Annotated in this window: 16 protein-coding genes; 10 read left to right on the top strand and 6 right to left on the bottom strand. The window is 64.2% G+C overall.

Annotation, left to right across the window (positions count from 1 at the left end):
* Window positions 1-873, top strand: coding sequence for a hypothetical protein (locus ACEN9O_RS01555; RefSeq protein ID WP_495615910.1), 873 nt, complete (start codon window positions 1-3; stop codon window positions 871-873).
* 111 nt (window positions 874-984) lie between these two features.
* Here ACEN9O_RS01555 and ACEN9O_RS01550 read toward each other — a convergent pair whose 3' ends face one another.
* The gene (locus ACEN9O_RS01550) at window positions 985-1872 is read right to left on the bottom strand and encodes a LysR family transcriptional regulator (RefSeq protein WP_495615909.1); all 888 of its coding nucleotides are present in this window, start codon (window positions 1870-1872) and stop codon (window positions 985-987) included.
* A 99-nt stretch (window positions 1873-1971) separates the two neighbouring features.
* Between ACEN9O_RS01550 and ACEN9O_RS01545 the strand changes: the two genes are divergently transcribed.
* Entirely contained in the window at window positions 1972-3222 is a 1251-nt protein-coding gene (locus ACEN9O_RS01545) for an MFS transporter (RefSeq protein WP_495615908.1), read from the top strand.
* Here ACEN9O_RS01545 and ACEN9O_RS01540 read toward each other — a convergent pair whose 3' ends face one another.
* Window positions 3223-3876, bottom strand: a complete 654-nt coding sequence (locus ACEN9O_RS01540; protein WP_495615907.1) for a hypothetical protein — start codon at window positions 3874-3876, stop codon at window positions 3223-3225. It lies immediately after the preceding gene.
* A gap of 119 nt (window positions 3877-3995) precedes the next feature.
* On the opposite strand from ACEN9O_RS01540, the gene ACEN9O_RS01535 reads away from it, so the two are divergent.
* Window positions 3996-4754: a DUF1223 domain-containing protein gene (locus tag ACEN9O_RS01535; protein ID WP_495615906.1), complete on the top strand. Its 759-nt coding sequence runs from the start codon at window positions 3996-3998 to the stop codon at window positions 4752-4754.
* Window positions 4755-4883: 129 nt separating this feature from the next.
* Complete coding sequence (locus tag ACEN9O_RS01530) at window positions 4884-5219, top strand: hypothetical protein (RefSeq protein ID WP_495615905.1); 336 nt, start codon at window positions 4884-4886, stop codon at window positions 5217-5219.
* 34 nt (window positions 5220-5253) lie between these two features.
* On the opposite strand, the gene ACEN9O_RS01525 is transcribed toward ACEN9O_RS01530, so the two are convergent.
* Genes ACEN9O_RS01525 through ACEN9O_RS01515 form a run of 3 tightly spaced genes read right to left on the bottom strand, consistent with a single transcriptional unit; the run spans window position 5254 to window position 8033 of the window.
* On the bottom strand, window positions 5254-6030 hold the full coding sequence (locus ACEN9O_RS01525; protein ID WP_495615904.1) for a hypothetical protein: 777 nt from the start codon (window positions 6028-6030) through the stop codon (window positions 5254-5256).
* Window positions 6030-7259: a CaiB/BaiF CoA transferase family protein gene (locus ACEN9O_RS01520; RefSeq protein ID WP_495615903.1), complete on the bottom strand. Its 1230-nt coding sequence runs from the start codon at window positions 7257-7259 to the stop codon at window positions 6030-6032. Before ACEN9O_RS01520 ends, ACEN9O_RS01525 begins: the two co-directional genes overlap by 1 nt.
* A 36-nt stretch (window positions 7260-7295) precedes the next feature.
* The gene (locus ACEN9O_RS01515; RefSeq protein ID WP_495615902.1) at window positions 7296-8033 is read right to left on the bottom strand and encodes a M48 family metalloprotease; all 738 of its coding nucleotides are present in this window, start codon (window positions 8031-8033) and stop codon (window positions 7296-7298) included.
* An 83-nt stretch (window positions 8034-8116) separates the two neighbouring features.
* Between ACEN9O_RS01515 and ugpQ the strand changes: the two genes are divergently transcribed.
* The 6 genes from ugpQ to ACEN9O_RS01485 all read left to right on the top strand — a co-directional run bounded on the left by ugpQ (window position 8117) and on the right by ACEN9O_RS01485 (window position 15840).
* Entirely contained in the window at window positions 8117-8869 is a 753-nt protein-coding gene (gene ugpQ / locus ACEN9O_RS01510) for a glycerophosphodiester phosphodiesterase (RefSeq protein ID WP_495615901.1), read from the top strand.
* Window positions 8870-8936: 67 nt separating this feature from the next.
* Window positions 8937-11546 (top strand): alanine--tRNA ligase, encoded by a 2610-nt coding sequence (gene alaS, locus ACEN9O_RS01505; RefSeq protein ID WP_495615900.1) that lies wholly within the window; start codon window positions 8937-8939, stop codon window positions 11544-11546.
* A 201-nt stretch (window positions 11547-11747) separates the two neighbouring features.
* Window positions 11748-12005, top strand: a complete 258-nt coding sequence (locus ACEN9O_RS01500; protein ID WP_008445984.1) for a sulfurtransferase TusA family protein — start codon at window positions 11748-11750, stop codon at window positions 12003-12005.
* A gap of 175 nt (window positions 12006-12180) precedes the next feature.
* Window positions 12181-12930: an electron transfer flavoprotein subunit beta/FixA family protein gene (locus ACEN9O_RS01495; RefSeq protein WP_495615899.1), complete on the top strand. Its 750-nt coding sequence runs from the start codon at window positions 12181-12183 to the stop codon at window positions 12928-12930.
* Between the two features lie 10 nt (window positions 12931-12940).
* The gene (locus tag ACEN9O_RS01490) at window positions 12941-13873 is read left to right on the top strand and encodes an electron transfer flavoprotein subunit alpha/FixB family protein (protein WP_495615898.1); all 933 of its coding nucleotides are present in this window, start codon (window positions 12941-12943) and stop codon (window positions 13871-13873) included.
* 176 nt (window positions 13874-14049) lie between these two features.
* Window positions 14050-15840 carry an acyl-CoA dehydrogenase gene (locus tag ACEN9O_RS01485; RefSeq protein ID WP_495615897.1) on the top strand — a complete coding sequence of 597 codons (1791 nt, stop codon included), beginning with the start codon at window positions 14050-14052 and terminating at the stop codon, window positions 15838-15840.
* Window positions 15841-15959: 119 nt separating this feature from the next.
* Here ACEN9O_RS01485 and ACEN9O_RS01480 read toward each other — a convergent pair whose 3' ends face one another.
* Entirely contained in the window at window positions 15960-16958 is a 999-nt protein-coding gene (locus ACEN9O_RS01480) for a proline dehydrogenase family protein (protein ID WP_495615896.1), read from the bottom strand.
* Window positions 16959-17003: the final 45 nt, after the last annotated feature.

Raw genomic sequence — 17003 nt, 5'->3', positions numbered from 1 at the left:
ATGCTGCCAGCAATTGTCGTAGAAAATTTACCGCGCCTGACCCGCGCCATCCAGCAACTGGCGGCCCATCCCGACGATGACGCCGCCTACGCGCTGGCCGATGAACTGACCGGCATCACCGCCATGGTGGCCGAGAAGTTCACCAACGACCGCACCGCCGACGGCATCCAGAAAGCCATGCAGCTGACGGTGGGCGGCGTGTCGCTGGGCCTGGACCACGCGCTGATGCACGAGGGCGACCTCGCGGCACTGGACTTCCTGGTCGAGCACGGCGCCGAGCACGCGTTCCAGATCGGCTTCCGGATGATCAAGGAGCTGTCGGCCTTGCCGGAGGACGCGCTGGTCGGGGAGTACGATACCGATCCGGTGTATGCGGCACGGCGCCTGCGCGACCTGTTCATCGATTTGTGCCAGACCGATCCGAACCAGAACTGGAACGGCCTGGAGCGCTATGAAGTGCTGCTCAAGCAGCGCAAGGAAGTGCAGGCCGTGGTGCGCCTGGCCGGCTGGCTGCGCCGCCACAACAGCGAAGGCCCGGTCAGCGACACCGACCTCAACGCCGAGGGCGTGATCGCGCTGGCCATCATCTTCGCCATCGAAGGCGGCGGCCGCGTGGTGGCGCGCACCGGGCAGAAGGAGTTCGAGCGCTTCGTCAAGTCGGTGCGCAAGGCCAAGCCGGATTACGAGGAGGGCTGGGCCGCGCTGGTGGCCAAGGTGCCGGTGCAGCATCATCCGGTGCTGCTGGACCGCATCGCCAGCTACCGCAACAGCTGCACGGTGATCCAGAACATCAAAGGCCGCACGGCGATGAAAACGCTGTTTGCGGAACTGGAAAACTACGCCGGCTCCGAGCTCGACGCCGACTACAGCTGATACCGCGTCATTCCCCCCATTGGGGGAAATGACTTCCCGCGCACGCGGGAACCCATGCTGACTTGGTGTCGCCAGCGTTCTATGGATTCCCGCTTTCGCGGGAATGACGGCTCAGGCGGCCTCGGTCGCCACCGCGACGAAGGCCGCCACCAGCGGCGAGCTTTCGTCCTTGCGCTGCGCCAGCAGCAGCGTGGTGTTGGCTTCCGGATCGGCCAGTGGCCGGTAGCAGACGCCGCCCATGTGGATGATGTCGAACGAGCGCGGCAGCACCGAGATGCCGCAGCCGGCCGCCACCAGGCCGATGATGGTCGATGCTTCGTTGGCCTCCATCGCGATCGTCGGCATGAAGCCGGCAGCCCGGCACAACCGGAAAATCTGATGGTAGATTCCGGTGCCGGCCGTCTTTGGATACATCACGAACGGCAGGCCTTGCAGGTCGCTGATGGCGACCGCTTTCTTCTTCGCCAAGGGATGGCCCAGCGGCAGCACCAGCGTCAGCGGGTCGTGCCGCAGCACCGTCATGGCGACCGCGTCGGTCACCGCCACTTCCGGCGGGCGCACCAATCCCAGATCCAGTTCCCGCGCGGCGATGGCGTCGATCTGCGGCACCGTCGACATTTCGCGCAGGGTCAGCGTGACGCCCGGATAGCGCTGGCGGTAGCGGTTGACCACGGTCGCGAACAGCGGCGTCAACGGCGTGGAGAAGGTGAAGCCGACGCGCAGTTCGCCGGCCTCGCCGCGCTCGGCCCGGCGCGCGGTCTGCACCGCCTGCTCGGACAGCGACAGCACGCGGCGGGCGTCATCGAGGAACAGCTTGCCCGCTTCCGTCAGGCACACCCAGCGCTTGCTGCGCTCCAGCAGTTGCGCGCCCACTTCGGCCTCCAGCATCTGGATCTGGTGGCTCAGCGGCGGCTGGCCGATGTGCAGGCGCTCGGCGGCGCGGGTGAAGCTGAGCTCCTCGGCGACGGCAACGAAGTAGCGCAGGTGGCGGAGTTCCATTATCTTTTTAAAGTATGAGTAACGGCTTAAATATATATTGGACAGTGATTCGGTGCAATCCTAAGATGAAGACATCGTACCTCCCAAGAGATAGTCATCATGTCGTTGAGCGCCGCCGCCCTACCTGCCTTTCCCTCGCCATCCCGCGCCGTGCCGCACATTGCCGTCGGCAGTCCCGAATTCAAACGCAGCAGCCGTGCGCTGTTCTTCGGCGGCTTTTCGGCGTTTGCGCTGCTGTACAGCGTGCAGCCGCTGATGCCGGTGCTCTCGCACGAGTTCGCGCTGAGCGCGGCGCAGAGCAGCATGGTGCTGTCGGCATCGACCGGGGCGCTGGCGGTGTCGCTGGTGGCGTCGAGCGCGGTGTCGGAGCGCATGGGACGCAAGCCGCTGATGTTGGCGGCGATGGTGATCGCGGCGCTGCTGACGATCTTGTGCGCGTTTGCGCAGAGCTATACGCAATTGCTGCTGATGCGGGCCACGCTGGGCGTCGCGCTGGGCGGCATGCCGGCGATCGCCATGGCCTACCTGGGCGAGGAGATGGAGCCCGCTTCGCTGGGCGTGTCGATGGGTTTGTACATCAGCGGCAGCGCGTTTGGCGGCATGTCGGGGCGGGTGATCGCGTCGGTGTTGAGCGATTATTTTTCGTGGCGGGTGGCCTTGGCGGCGGTGGGTGTGGCTGGCTTGCTGGCGGCCTGGGAATTCTGGCGCTCGCTGCCGGCGTCGCGGCATTTCGTGGCAGTGCGCAGCGGCTGGCGTACTTTCCCGGCCGGCTTCAAGTTGCATCTGTCCGATGCCGGCATGCCCTGGTTGTTCTCGCTGTCCTTTTTGCTGATGGGGTGTTTTGTCAGCCTGTACAACTACATCGCCTACCGCTTGCTCGCCGCGCCGTTTCACCTGAGTCAGAGCCTGGTGGGCGCGGTGTCGTTCCTGTACCTGCTGGGGATTTACGGCTCGGTGTGGGCCGGGCGTCTGGCGGACCGCTACGGCCGCCGCCATGTGCTGTGGGCGGTGATGACCATCATGATCGCCGGCTTGCTGTTGACCTTGTCGAACTGGCTGCCGCTGATCGTGCTGGGCGTGGCGCTGTTCACCTACGGTTTCTTCGCTTCGCATTCGATCGCCAGCAGCTGGGTGGGGCGGCGCGCCAGCACCAACAAGGCGCTGGCGTCGGCGCTGTATTTGTTTTTCTATTACCTCGGTTCCAGCGTGGTTGGTTCGGCGAGCGGCGTCATGTGGGGGCGCGATGGCTGGCCTGGCGTGGTGATGGTGCTGAGCGGCTTCCTGGGCCTGGCATTCCTGGTGGCGTTGCGCCTGCGTCGCCTGGCGCCGCTGGGGCAGGCCGAGCGTTGATCATTTTGGGCAAAGGCCGTAACTCTTGGCGCCGTCCGGGCGGATAGAGATGCAGTAGGTGCCAAGGCCGGTGACGATCTTGTAGACGCGGGTTTTGTTTTCGCCGTCGGGCGTGGTCAGTTCGATGATCTTTGCGCCCTGGTACCACTTCGGCGGCACCGCGTCGTGCGCGGCGTTGATGCCGCGTTCCAGACGGGCCTGCTTGCTGTCCGGTGGCGGCACCGGCGCGCGCTCGGGATAGGCGGCGCGCAATTCCTTGTCGATTCTTCTCACGTCCAGCTTGGCCTGGCTCAGGATGTCGCTGGCGCTGGACGGATGCTGCGCGGCCGGCGCCTGGGCGAAGGGATCGTCGGGGATGCTGGCCGGTGCTGGCGTTGGCGCGGTTGCGGGTGCTGCCGGGCTTTCGTCGGCTTTGGGTGGCGTAATGGTTTTCGGCGCCGGCGTGACCCTGGCCGGGGAGGCGGGCTTGACCTGCGGCTTCGGTGGGGGCTTGGCCACCGGCCGTGCCATCGGCAGCAGCCACTGGATTGCGTCGCGCGGCGCGCGTGGCGTGTCGGCGGCATGCTGGCGCTGCAGGAATGCGTAGATGATCGCTACGTGCAGCACTCCGGTGATGAGTAATCCCGGCAGATGGCGTGGTCGATGTCTGATCATGCAGGGAGGATAGCTTGTAAATTGAATACGTGTTGATTTTGTAACAAGTCTTTACAAAGCCTGTAAGTTTGCCGCCGGCGGCGCGACCAAGTTGCATCACTTATCGCCCTGGAGACGCTGTGAGACATTTAATCCTGAGCCTGGCCGCTGCGGCCTCGCTGAACATTTCGCCGGCGCTGGCCGCTGCTTGCAGCGCGCAAAGCCCGGCCTACCGCATCGCCTTGCTGGAGTTGTACACCTCCGAAGGATGCAGCAGCTGTCCACCGGCGGATCAGTATGTCAGCGGCTTGCGTGCCGATGGCGTGACGGCGCAGCAGGCGGTGGTGCTGTCCGAGCATGTCGACTATTGGAACTACATCGGCTGGAAGGACCCGTTTTCCAGCAAGACCTACACCGATCGCCAGCGCTGGTTGAGCGACCTGGCCGGTTCGCGCACCATCTACACGCCGGAGATTTTTGTCGGCGGCAAGGAACATCGCGGTTGGCCGCGCGGCGTGGCTGACACGGTCAAGCGCATCAATGGTTTGGCGGCGCAGGCCGATATCGGCATCACGCTGGACGCGGCCAGCGCGGGCGGGCTGGCGGTCAGTGTGACGGCCAAGTCCGCGCGGGAAGGCAAGCTGTATGTCGCGTTGGTCGAGAGCGGCGTTGCCAGCCAGGTGAAGGCGGGCGAGAACAGCGGCCGTCTGCTGCGTCATGATTTCGTGGTGCGCGAGTGGCTGGCGCCAGTGCCGTTGGCGTCGGGCGGTGCGGTGCTCAGCCGGACGCTGGCGCTGCCGGTCGGCGCGGCGGCGCGCAAGCTGGGCATCAGCGCCTTCGTGCAGACGGACAAGGGCGAGGTGTTGCAGGCGCTGTCATTGCCGGTTTGCGGCGGCTAAATTTGACTGCGCGCTGATCTGCATCAGCGCGCCATGGCTTAGCGTCCGGTTCGCTGAAACCGGCGGCTGCCTCCACTGTCGAACTTCCTTGGCACGCCTGTGCCTGATAAAACAGAGGAGGAGTTCATCATGCTGCAAACGAACGATATCCATCACCGGTTTCATTTGTTGGAGCAAGCGATAGGGCAGGCTGCGCAAGCCTGTTCGGCCGAGCCGCAAGTACCCGGCGAACTGCGCGACAGCATCCAGCGACTGGACCGCCAGTCCGATACGGCGAAGGAAGTGCTGCTGTCGCAGGACCAGCTTCGCATCCACAAGCTGATGCGCGAAATGGAGCGGCTCTCCGAGCGTGCCCGGCAAGTCTGCATCAATGTCCCGTACCTGTCGTCGCACATGCGCGGCGCGGTGAGCTATATGCACGGACAAGTCCTGGAGCTGAAGCGGGATATGCGTATCAGTTCGTAGACAAAGCGCAGGCCGTCTGCGGACGGCCTGTTGCTTAGTGCGGAATCACATGCCTGAACGTCGGCTCGATGTTTTTGGCGTGCAGGTGCTGGATGATGTCTTCCAGCGTCGCATCTTTCAACAGCAGGCCGGCCGGGGCTGCATGCGCTGCCGGTTTGTGCGGACGTTCCTTGCCTTGCGGCGGATTCATGGTGTTGATGGCGTGCGTGAATTGCTTGTCGCTGATGCTTTGCAGTCCCTCCAGGAACGCCGTTTGCGCGGAGTAGGGCGGCATCATTTCCAATCCTGTTTCATCGGCGAACGAGGCGCCCATGCCGGGATTGATGAAGGCGGCCCATGTATTGCTGGCCACATGCAGACACGGCGGCAGCTCGGCCGTCGTGCTGGTCAGCGTATCCGGCCGCAGGCCGATCTCTTCGTTCGGTATGTCGGGGAAGTAGGTCTTGCGCAGCAAGTGCAGGAAGTGCTGCGCCTGGTTCAGCGGCACCGGCGTCTCCAGCGACAGCCACAAGCAATAGCCATTGCCGCCGCTGATGCTTACCGCCGGCGCCGGCAGGCCCAGCTGGTCTTGCAGCGCGTTCGCCACGCCGCACAGGCGGTCCCAGTGCTGCAAGGCCGGCGCGTCGCCCATGCGGTTGAACTCGACGATCAGCGCGCGCACCAGGCCGTTGTCCGAGACCAGGTTGATGGCGCGGGTCTGCTCGCCGCCCAGGTGTTGCGCCAGCATGTCCGGCGTCAGCGCGCCGGCCGGGAAGCACTCCTGGTCGTCGAGCAGGTACAGCCGCTTCAGTTCCGCGATCAGCTTGTCCATCACAGCACTCCCTGCGCGCGCAGCGCGGCGATGTCCTCGTCGCTCTGGCCCAGCAGGCCGCGCAGGATCTCGTCGGTATGCTGGCCCAGCAGCGGCGGCGCCAGCGCGTTGTCGGTTGGCGTGAGCGACATCTTCATCGGGCTGCGCACCAGCTTGGTGCTGCCTGCGGTTGGATGCGGCACATCCATCACCAGCTCGCGCGCCAGCACCTGCGGATTCTTGTAGACGTCGTCGAGGTTGTTGATCGGGCCGCAGGGCACGCCGACCGCTTCCAGCTGGTCGATCCAGAAATCGCGCGGCTGCGCCAGCACCATCTTGGCCAGCAGCGGCACCAGCTCGTCGCGGTGCTGCACGCGCAGCGGGTTGGTGGCGTAGCGTTCGTGCGTGGCGAGGTCGGCGCGGCCGCCCACTTCGACAAACTTCTGATACTGGCCGTCGTTGCCGGTGGCGACGATGATGTAGCCGTCCGCGCACTGGAATGTCTGGTACGGCACGATGTTCGGATGCGCGTTGCCCCAGCGCTTGGGCGGCTTGCCGCTGTTGAGGTAGTTGCTGCCCATATTGGCCAGCATCGCCACCTGCACGTCCAGCAGTGCCATGTCGATGTACTGGCCTTCGCCGCTGCGGTCGCGATGCGTCAGCGCGGCCAGGATGGCGATGGTGGCGTACATGCCGGTCATCAGGTCGGTCAGCGCCACGCCGGCTTTCTGCGGGCCGCCGCCGGGCAGGTCGTCGCGCTCGCCGGTGACGGACATCAGGCCGCCCATGCCCTGGATCAGGAAGTCGTAGCCGGCGCGGTGCGCGTACGGGCCGTCCTGGCCGAAGCCGGTCACCGAGCAGTAGACCAGGTCGGGCTTGATGGCCTTCAGCGATTCATAGTCGAGGCCGTAGCGCTTGAGCTGGCCCACCTTGAAGTTCTCCAGCACCACGTCGCAGTGGCTGGCCAGTTCGCGGATCAGGGCCTGGCCGTCGGCGCTGGCGATGTCGATCGTGACCGAGCGCTTGCCGCGGTTGGCGGCCAGGTAGTAGGCCGCTTCGGTGGTGTCGTGGCCTTCGGCGTCCCTGGCGTACGGCGGACCCCAGGCGCGGGTGTCGTCGCCGCTGCCGGGCCGTTCGATCTTGATGACGTCGGCGCCGAGGTCGGCCAGGTTCTGCGAGCACCACGGTCCCGCCAGCACGCGGCTGAGGTCGAGGACGCGGATATGGCCGAGCGCTTTTGGAGCTGTCATGATGAGTGTAACCTTTTGAGTAATCCGATCAGGCCGCTAGTGTAGTGGCTCAGTCGGCGCTTGCACATAATTTTTTTGCAAGGTGGCGGCCAGCTCGCGCGCGGCCTGCCAGCGTTGCAGCGGCGATGGATAGTCGGGCTTGCTGCGGCGCGGCGCGGCGCTTTCCCGGAACATTTTCCTGAAGTAGCCCGCCAGCTGCGCAGCCGGCCAGCCGGCCCGCCAGGCCAGCAGCATGCCTTCGCGGTCGGCTTCGACTTCCTGGGCATAGTTGGTGGGCGCCAGTTGGTCGATCAACGCGCTGTCGTGGTCGACCGCGTGTTCCAGCTCCAGGAAGGGGCGCCCGGCCCGGCGCGGCTCCAGCCGCAGCGCCTCGCGGTATTCCTTCAGGTTGTGGTGCAGGGCGGCGTGCTCGATTTCATGCGCCAGCAGCATGGCCAGCTCGGCGTCGCCCAGTTCCAGGCGCTGCACGTAGGCCAGGCTGACCAGGATTTTTCCGCCCGCCATGCAGTCGGCGTTCTGGTCGGGCTCGTTGGTGGTGTGGACTTCCCAGGCCCAGCCTGCGGTGTCGGGATAGTCGTGCCTGGCGCGGGCGATCAGCGTGGCGGCGATGGCGTTGACGCGGGTGGCGAAGCGCGCGTCGCCGTCCAGCACGTGGTCGTTCAGGCGGGTGGCGTAGACCTCGGCGGCGCGGGCGATGAGCAGTTGCTGCGTCAGGGCGGCGGCGTCCTGCGCGGCCACAGTGGCGGGCGCGCCGGCCAGCAGGGCACCCAGCACTGCCCAACACCGCGTATTTGCCGCGATCCGCATTCGTGATAATGTTGACATCGTTTCCCTAACTAGCTTTCGAGGCATCCACCATGTGGCCCTACCCAAAAATCGTTGCACACCGCGGCGGCGGCACGCTGGCGCCGGAAAACACCATCGCCGGCCTGCGCGCCGGCCTGGCCTACGGCTTTCACGCGGTCGAGTTCGACGTCATGCTGTCGCGCGACGGCATCGGCATGGTGATGCACGATCCCGAGTTCGGCCGCACGGTGGCGGGGCGGGGCAGCGTGGCCGGGACCGATGCCATCGAGCTGTCCGGCATGGATGCGGGCAGCTGGTTCGGGCCGCAATTTCGTGACGAGCCGGTGCCATTCTTCACCCAGTTCATCGATTATTGCAAGCAGCAGCGCATCTGGATGAACGTGGAAATCAAGCCGGCCGACGGTTTCGAGCGCGAGACCGGCGCCTGGGTTGCAAAAATAACACGGGAACATTATGCGGCCGAGATCGCGGCGGGCGACCCGGCCGCGGTTCCGCTGCTGTCCTCGTTCAGCTTCGAGGCGCTGGCCGCCGCCCGCGACGCGGCGCCGGAACTGCCGCGTGGCTACCTGCTGGACCGCATCCCCGCCGATTGGCAGGCGCAGGCGCGCGAGCTGGGCGCTGTGGCCATCCACACCAACCAGAAGCATCTGACGCCTGAGCTGGCGGCGCAGATCAAGGCGGCCGGCTACGGCTTGTTTTGCTACACCGTCAACGATGCCGAACGGGGCAGGGAGATCCTGTCCTGGGGCGTGGACGGATTCTGCACCGACCGCATCGATTTGATCGGCCCGACCTTCGCCTGAGACCCTGTGGCCCCCACGGTCATATATAATCAACCCTTTGCATTTGCCAGCTACCACTGCTTACGACATGAAATCATCTGAAATCCGCGACAAATTCCTCAAGTTTTTTGAATCCAAGGGTCATTCGATTGTCCGTTCCAGCTCCCTGGTGCCTGGCAACGACCCGACCCTGCTGCTGACCAACAGCGGCATGGTGCAGTTCAAGGACGTGTTCACCGGTACCGACAGCCGTCCGTACACCCGTGCCACCTCCGTGCAGCGCTGCGTGCGCGCCGGCGGCAAGCACAACGATCTGGAAAACGTCGGCTACACCGCCCGTCACCATACTTTCTTCGAAATGCTGGGCAACTTCAGCTTCGGCGACTACTTCAAGCGCGACGCCATCAGCTTCGCGTGGGAACTGCTGACCAAGGTCTACGGCCTGCCGGTTGAGAAGCTGACCGTGACCGTCTACCAGGAAGACGACGAAGCCTACGACATCTGGGCCAAGGAAATTGGTGTGCCGACCGAGCGCATCATCCGCATCGGCGACAACAAGGGCGCGCGCTACGCGTCGGACAACTTCTGGCAGATGGCCGACACCGGCCCATGCGGTCCGTGCACCGAGATTTTCTACGACCACGGCGCCGAGATTCCAGGCGGCCCTCCAGGCTCGCCTGACGAAGACGGCGACCGCTTCATCGAAATCTGGAACCTGGTCTTCATGCAGTTCAACCGCGACGAAGCGGGCGTGATGCACAAGCTGCCGAAGCCATGCGTGGATACTGGCATGGGCATGGAGCGCCTGGCCGCCGTGCTGCAGCACGTGCACTCGAACTACGAGATCGACCTGTTCCAGCACCTGATCAAGGCCGCCGCCCGTGAAACCGGCGCCACCGACCTGGAAAACAAATCGCTGCGCGTGATCGCCGACCACATCCGCGCTGCCGCCTTCATGATCGTCGACGGTGTGATTCCCGGCAGCGAAGGCCGTGCCTACGTCCTGCGCCGCATCATCCGCCGCGCGCTGCGTCACGGCCACAAGCTGGGCCAGACCAAGCCGTTCTTCTTCAAGCTGGTGGCCGACCTGGCGATCGAGATGGGCGCCGCCTATCCCGAGCTGGAAGAAGCCAAGGACCGCGTGGCCCAGATGCTCAAGGCCGAGGAAGAGCGCTTCGGCGAGACGCTGGAAACCGGCATGAAAGTGCTGGAAGCCCAGCTGGCCAAGGACGGCAAGGGCATCGACGGTGCCACCGCCTTCACCTTGTACGAAACCTACGGCTTCCCGCCGGACCTGACCGCCGACATCTGCCGCGAACGCAATATCGAGTTCGACCAGGCCGGCTACGACGCCGCGCTGAAGGAAAGCCAGGAACTGTCGCGCAAGGGCGGCAAGACCACCAAGGACGCCAAGGTCGAGTACTCCGGCGAGAAAAACAAATTCGTCGGCTACGACAACCTGAGCCACAGCAGCAAGATCGTCGCGCTGTACGCGGCCGGCACGCCGGTGCAGGAACTCAAGGCTGGCCAGGCCGGCATCGTGGTGCTGGACACCACGCCGTTCTACGCCGAATCCGGCGGCCAGGTGGGCGACCAGGGCGTGATCGGCACGGGCGCGGCGCAGTTCAGCGTCAGCGATACGTTGAAGATTCAAGCCGACGTGTTCGGCCACCACGGCGTGCTGGAATCGGGCTCGCTGAAAGTGGGCGACGCGGTCAGCGCCAACGTGGACGAAGCCAAGCGTGCGCGCACCATCCGCAACCACTCGGCCACCCACCTGATGCACAAGGCCCTGCGCGAAGTGCTGGGCTCGCACGTGGCACAGAAGGGCTCGCTGGTCGATCCTGACAAGACCCGTTTCGACTTCAGCCACAACGCGCCGCTGACGGCCGAGCAGATCGCCGAAGTGGAAACCAAGGTCAATAAAGAGATCCTGGAAAACCAGGCGACCAAGGCGCAGCACATGTCCTTTGACGACGCGGTCAAGCACGGCGCGATGGCGCTGTTCGGCGAGAAATACGGCGACGAAGTGCGCGTGCTTGACATCGGCTCGTCCAAAGAGCTGTGCGGCGGCGTGCACGTGCACCGCACCGGCGACATCGGCCTGTTCAAGATCATCGGCGAAGGCGGCGTCGCAGCGGGTATCCGCCGTGTCGAAGCCGTGACCGGCGAGGGCGCGCTGGCGCTGGTGCAGGCGATGAACCGCCGCCTGCTGGACGCTTCGGCCGCGCTGAAGTCGACGCCGGACGAACTGACCGCGCGTATCGGCCAGGTGCAGGACCACGTCAAGGCGCTGGAGAAGGAACTGGCCGCGCTGAAATCGAAGCTGGCTTCGGGCCAGGGCGACGAGCTGGCCACGCAGGCGGTGGACGTCAACGGCGTCAAGGTGCTGGCGGCGGTGCTGGAAGGCGCCGACGTCGCCCGCCTGCGCGAAACCATGGACAAGCTGAAGGACAAGCTGAAGACCGCCGCCATCGTGCTGGCCAGCGTGGCCGACGGTAAGGTGAGCCTGATCGCGGGCGTGACGGCGGACGCCACGTCCAAGGTCAAGGCCGGCGAGCTGGTGAACTTTGTCGCACAACAAGTGGGCGGAAAAGGCGGCGGACGCCCCGATATGGCGCAGGCCGGCGGCACCGATCCTAGCGGTTTGCCAGCGGCGCTGGCGGCTGTTCCGGGCTGGGTGGGCGAGCGCGCCTGAGTTGCCTGAAAGCCTTGTAATGCAGTAACTATGCGGCCTGCGTACCCCACGCAGGCCGTTGTTGTCTGGGACGAGCTGTTGTATACTTGCCAGTTCCCGTTGCAAACTTGCAACGTAGTACGAACTATTTTGGTGCAGCGCGTCATTCGATCCGTTTTGGAGTAGACTGGCGTCAGTCCTAACAAAACATGCGGGTTCTTGATGAGCGACACGATACTTGAAAACGAAATCATGGAATTCCACAAAGAACTCGACGCACGCGGCCTGAACTGCCCGCTGCCGATACTCAAGGCTAAAAAAGCCTTGTCCGAGTTGCAAAGTGGCGAAGTCCTGCGCATCATGGCGACGGACCCAGGTTCGGTGCGGGATTTCCAGGCGTTTGCCAAGCAAACCGGCAATGCCCTGTTGTCGCATGTTCAAACCGGCCGTGAATTTGTCTTTTTGATGCAGCGCAAATAAGCCTGCTGCATCTTTTTCCATAGAAACATCGTCTGAGAGATTTATTTTTTAGACGATTTCTACTAGCTAAAAAACGCACGATCGTGCTTTATTTTCTTGTGTGAGCTGAATTTCTCATATAATCTAGCCCACATAATTTAGTCCCGAATTCTTTAATTTTTCCAAAGGCACAGCTATGAAAGTCTTGGTACCCGTCAAACGCGTGGTCGACTACAACGTCAAAGTGCGCGTCAAGTCCGACGGCACTGGCGTCGATATCGCCAACGTCAAAATGTCGATGAATCCATTCGATGAAATCGCGCTGGAAGAAGCGATGCGCCTCAAGGAAGCCGGTAAAGTCACCGAAGTGGTCGCCGTGTCGTGCGGCGTGACCCAGTGCCAGGAAACCCTGCGCACCGGCATGGCGATCGGCGCCGACCGCGGCATCCTGGTGGAAACCGCTGTCGAGCTGGAGCCGCTGGCGGTTGCCAAGCTGCTCAAGGCGCTGGCTGAGAAAGAGCAGCCGCAGCTGATCATCCTGGGCAAGCAGGCCATCGACGACGACTCGAACCAGACCGGCCAGATGCTGGCAGCCCTGCTGGGTTGGCCGCAAGCGACGTTCGCGTCGAAAGTGGTGCTGGAAGACGGCAAAGTCACTGTGACCCGCGAAGTGGACGGCGGCCTGGAAACCCTGGCGCTGACCCTGCCTGCCATCGTCACCACCGACCTGCGTTTGAACGAGCCACGCTATGTGACCCTGCCGAACATCATGAAGGCCAAGAAAAAACCGCTGGATGTGACCAAGCCGGAAGACCTGGGCGTCGACGTGACCCCGCGTCTGAAAACCCTGAAAGTCGTCGAGCCGGCAAAACGCTCGGCCGGCATCAAGGTAGCAGACGTCGCCACCCTGGTCGCAAAACTGCGCACCGAAGCTAAAGTCATCTAAAGGATAAATCATGGTCGCATTAGTTATTGCAGAACACGACAACGCTAGCCTGAAAGGCAGCACCCTCCACACCGTGACCGCCGCAGCCCAATGCGGTGGCGACGTGCACGTCCTGGTTGCTGGCTCGAACGCCGGCGCCGCCGCTGCCGCTGCCGCGCAAATCGCCGGCGTGTCGAAAGTCATCGTGGCGGACGCCGCTTACTTCGCCGACGGCCTGGCCGAGAACATCGCCGAGCAAGTGCTGGCGCTGGCAGGTTCGTACAGCCACATCCTGGCTCCGGCCACCGCCTACGGCAAGAACATTCTGCCGCGCGTGGCCGCCAAGCTGGACGTGGCACAGATTTCGGAAATCACCAAGGTCGACTCGCCGGACACCTTCGAGCGTCCTATCTACGCCGGTAACGCCATCGCCTACGTGCAATCGTCGGACAAGATCAAGGTCATCACCGTGCGTTCGACCGGCTTCGATGCCGCTGCCGCCACCGGTGGTTCGGCCGCGACCGAGACCGTCGCCGCTGTTGCCGACATCGGCAAATCGGCCTTCGTTGGTCGCGAGCTGGCCAAGTCGGACCGTCCGGAACTGACCGCCGCCAAGATCATCGTTTCCGGTGGCCGCGGCATGGGCTCGGGCGAAGCGTTCAAGATCCTGGAACCGCTGGCAGACAAGCTGAACGCCGCCATGGGCGCGTCGCGCGCAGCGGTCGACGCCGGCTACGTGCCGAACGACTGGCAAGTCGGCCAGACCGGCAAGATCGTCGCGCCTACGCTGTACATCGCCGTCGGCATCTCGGGCGCGATCCAGCACTTGGCCGGTATGAAGGATTCCAAAGTGATCGTCGCGGTCAACAAGGACCCTGAAGCGCCGATCTTCTCCGTTGCCGACTACGGCATCGTGGGCGATCTGTTTGAAATCGTGCCGCAACTGGTTGCAGAACTGGGCTAATTTACGCAAGAAAAAGACGAGCCACGCTGGTTTGGGCGCTCGCCCGGCCACCGTGGCTTTTTTAATCGCCGCCACGTCGTTCCCGCGCAGGCGGGAACCCATGCTGAGCGAGCACGCTGGTGTTCTATGGATTCCCGCCTGCGCGGGAACGACGCCGGCGAATCTGGAGACATGAGATGCCATATCAAGCACCCCTGAAAGACATGCTGTTCGTGATGAACGAACTGGCCGACCTGGCCGGCGTCAACGCGCTGCCGGGCAATGAGGACGCCACTCCGGACACGGCCGAAGCCGTGCTGGAGGAAAACGCGAAGTTCGTCGCCAACGTGGTCGCGCCGCTGAACAACCCCAGCGACAAGGAGCCGAGCTTCTGGCACGACGGCCAGGTCACCACCTCCAAGGGCTTCAAGGACGCCTTCAAGGCGTTTGCCGAGGCTGGCTGGCAAGGTGTGCAGCATCCGGTGGAATTCGGCGGCCAGGGTCTGCCCAAACTGCTGGCGACGCCGTGCATTGAAATGCTCAACGCCGGCAGCATCTCGTTCGCGCTGTGCGCGCTGCTGTCGGACGGCGCGATCGAAGCGCTGCTGACCGCCGGCAGCGACGCGCAAAAAGCCATCTACCTGGAAAACCTGGTGTCGGGCAAATGGACCGGCACCATGAACCTGACCGAGCCGCAAGCCGGCTCCGACCTGGCCGCCGTGCGCACCCGCGCCGTGCCGCAGGACGACGGCACGTATAAAGTGTTCGGCACCAAGATCTTCATCACCTACGGCGAGCACGACTTCACCGAGAACATCGTGCACCTGGTGCTGGCGCGCACGCCGGATGCGCCTGCGGGCGTGAAGGGGATTTCGCTGTTCATCGTGCCGAAGTTCCTGGTCAACGCCGACGGCTCGCTGGGCGCGCGCAACGATGCGCATTGCGTGTCGATCGAGCACAAGCTGGGCATCAAGGCCAGCCCGACCGCCGTGCTGCAATTCGGCGACCACGGCGGCGCCATCGGCACGCTGGTGGGCGAAGAGAACCGCGGCCTGGAATACATGTTCATCATGATGAACGCGGCCCGCTTCGGCGTCGGCCTGCAGGGCATCGGCCTGGCCGAGCGCGCTTACCAGAAGGCTGTGGCCTTCGCCAAGGACCGCGTGCAGTCGCGCGACCTGGCCGGTTCGGCGGGCCCGGTTTCGATCATTCATCATCCGGACGTGCGCCGCATGCTGATGTCCATGCGTTCGCAGACGGAAGCGGCGCGTGCGCTGGCCTACGTCGGCGCCGGCATCAGCGACGTGGCGCACAGCCACGCCGACGCCGAAGTGCGCAAGGCCAACCTGGCGGTGTACGAGTACCTGGTGCCGGTGATCAAGGGCTGGTCGACCGAGATGTCGCAGGACGTGACCCGCGACGGCGTGCAGGTGCACGGCGGCATGGGCTTCATCGAAGAGACCGGCGCGGCGCAGCACTACCGCGATGCGAAGATCCTGACGATCTACGAAGGCACGACCGCGATCCAGGCCAACGACCTGGTCGGCCGCAAGACCGTGCGTGACGGCGGCGCCGTGGCGAAGAGCATCATCGCCCAGGTGCGCGCGACCGAGGCGCAGCTGGCCGGCGTGGATAACGTTGATTTCAAGGCCATCCTGGCGCAGCTTTCGTCCGGCAGCAAGGACCTGGAAGCGGTGGTGGACTACGTGGTCGCCAACATGAAGAGCGATATCAAGGGTGTGTTCTCCGGCAGTGTGCTGTACCTGAAGCTGGCCGGCCTGGTGCTGGGCGGCTGGCAGATGGCGCGCGCGGCCCTGGTGGCGCAGCAGAAGCTGGATGCCAACGAGGGCGACGCCAGCTTCTACAAAGCCAAGATCGCCACCGCGCGCTTCTTCGCCGACCACATCCTGTCGCAAGCGTCGAGCCTGCGCATCGCCATCATCGACGGCAGCGCCGGCGTGCTGGCCTTGAGCGAAGACCAGTTCTAAACGCGTCCTAAAACGCCGGAACGCCGGGGTCAAGTCTGACATTCGGACACGAGCTCTACTCTAAGTGACTGCTTAGAGTAGAGCTCGTGTCCGAATGTCAGACTTGACCCCATTTTCGCTTATGTGGACATCGCGGCCTGATCTGGCTCCATCACATCGATGATGGCCTGATACACGCGCACCGGCTCTTCGGCGATGCGGTTGAGCACATACAGGAAGTGTTCCTCGCCAAAGACGGCGTACTCGCGCGTGGGGAAGCCGCGCGCTTGCAGCTCGGCGATCTGCTCGGTGCCCAAACCGATCAGCGATTCGAATTCGAACCAGCGCGGGTCGATGCGCTCTTTCAGGATCAGCGCGCTGACGTCTTGCTGGATGCCGCGGTCGTGCGTGGCGATCGAACACTTGTGGCCGCTCAGCAGCAGCTCCTGTGCGTAGCGGCGGTAGGCCGCGGCCAGCTCCGGGCTGTTGCGGTGATGCGAGACGTCCTCCGGCTCCAGGAAGGCGCCTTTCACCAGGTGGATACGGCCGGGGATCTTCATCAGCGCCGGCAGGTCCTGCGCCGTGCGGTGGCGCTTGGCCGGCACCGTGATGCCGACGTTGTGCAAGCCTTCCTCCTTGTGCAGACGCGCGTAGATGGCGTAGATGTCGTCGGCGCGGTCGCTGCCTTCCATCGAGATCATCACTTCACGGTTGATCTCGGCCGCCGCCAGCGCAATGCGGCGGGCGTTGCGGAAACCCAGTTCCCTGTCCACCGTCAGGCCCACGTGCGACAGGTCGAACGAGACCGAGCAGTTCAGGTTGCGCTGGCCGATGGCGCGCGTCAGCTCCATGAACACCTCGGTCTCGGCCATCGCGAAGCCTTCGTCGCGCACGCTCTCGCCCATGTACTCGACCGAGGCCGCATGGCCCTGGGTAATGATGTGCTCGACACGTTGCAAGGCCTCGGCCACGGTCTGGCCGGCCACGTAGCGCTGCGACACCTTGTGCATGTAGGGGCGCAGCAGCGGATCGTTGCAGAATTTTTCCTTGGCGCTCTCGTCGAGCGCCAGCGTGCGCAGGGCGGTGGCGGCCTGGTCTACCAGCGGCTGCCATTGGACGGGGAAGGCGGGTGGGTGCACGGGATCTCCAGTAGTGGTCGAATGAGCAAGATGTTGTGGCGAGGG

The sequence above is a fragment of the Duganella sp. Dugasp78 genome, from assembly GCF_059491455.1.
This window is presented reverse-complemented; position numbering and strand designations above follow the sequence as displayed.

Excerpts from the sequence above, each read along its gene's own strand:
- ACEN9O_RS01555 (WP_495615910.1), top strand. The coding sequence starts at position 1 with ATGCTGCCAGCAATTGTCGTAGAAAATTTACCGCGCCTGACCCGCGCC.
- ACEN9O_RS01550 (WP_495615909.1), bottom strand. The coding sequence starts at position 1,872 with ATGGAACTCCGCCACCTGCGCTACTTCGTTGCCGTCGCCGAGGAGCTC.
- ACEN9O_RS01545 (WP_495615908.1), top strand. The coding sequence starts at position 1,972 with ATGTCGTTGAGCGCCGCCGCCCTACCTGCCTTTCCCTCGCCATCCCGC.
- ACEN9O_RS01540 (WP_495615907.1), bottom strand. The coding sequence starts at position 3,876 with ATGATCAGACATCGACCACGCCATCTGCCGGGATTACTCATCACCGGA.
- ACEN9O_RS01530 (WP_495615905.1), top strand. The coding sequence starts at position 4,884 with ATGCTGCAAACGAACGATATCCATCACCGGTTTCATTTGTTGGAGCAA.
- ACEN9O_RS01525 (WP_495615904.1), bottom strand. The coding sequence starts at position 6,030 with ATGGACAAGCTGATCGCGGAACTGAAGCGGCTGTACCTGCTCGACGAC.
- ACEN9O_RS01520 (WP_495615903.1), bottom strand. The coding sequence starts at position 7,259 with ATGACAGCTCCAAAAGCGCTCGGCCATATCCGCGTCCTCGACCTCAGC.
- ugpQ (WP_495615901.1), top strand. The coding sequence starts at position 8,117 with ATGTGGCCCTACCCAAAAATCGTTGCACACCGCGGCGGCGGCACGCTG.
- alaS (WP_495615900.1), top strand. The coding sequence starts at position 8,937 with ATGAAATCATCTGAAATCCGCGACAAATTCCTCAAGTTTTTTGAATCC.
- ACEN9O_RS01500 (WP_008445984.1), top strand. The coding sequence starts at position 11,748 with ATGAGCGACACGATACTTGAAAACGAAATCATGGAATTCCACAAAGAA.
- ACEN9O_RS01495 (WP_495615899.1), top strand. The coding sequence starts at position 12,181 with ATGAAAGTCTTGGTACCCGTCAAACGCGTGGTCGACTACAACGTCAAA.
- ACEN9O_RS01490 (WP_495615898.1), top strand. The coding sequence starts at position 12,941 with ATGGTCGCATTAGTTATTGCAGAACACGACAACGCTAGCCTGAAAGGC.
- ACEN9O_RS01485 (WP_495615897.1), top strand. The coding sequence starts at position 14,050 with ATGCCATATCAAGCACCCCTGAAAGACATGCTGTTCGTGATGAACGAA.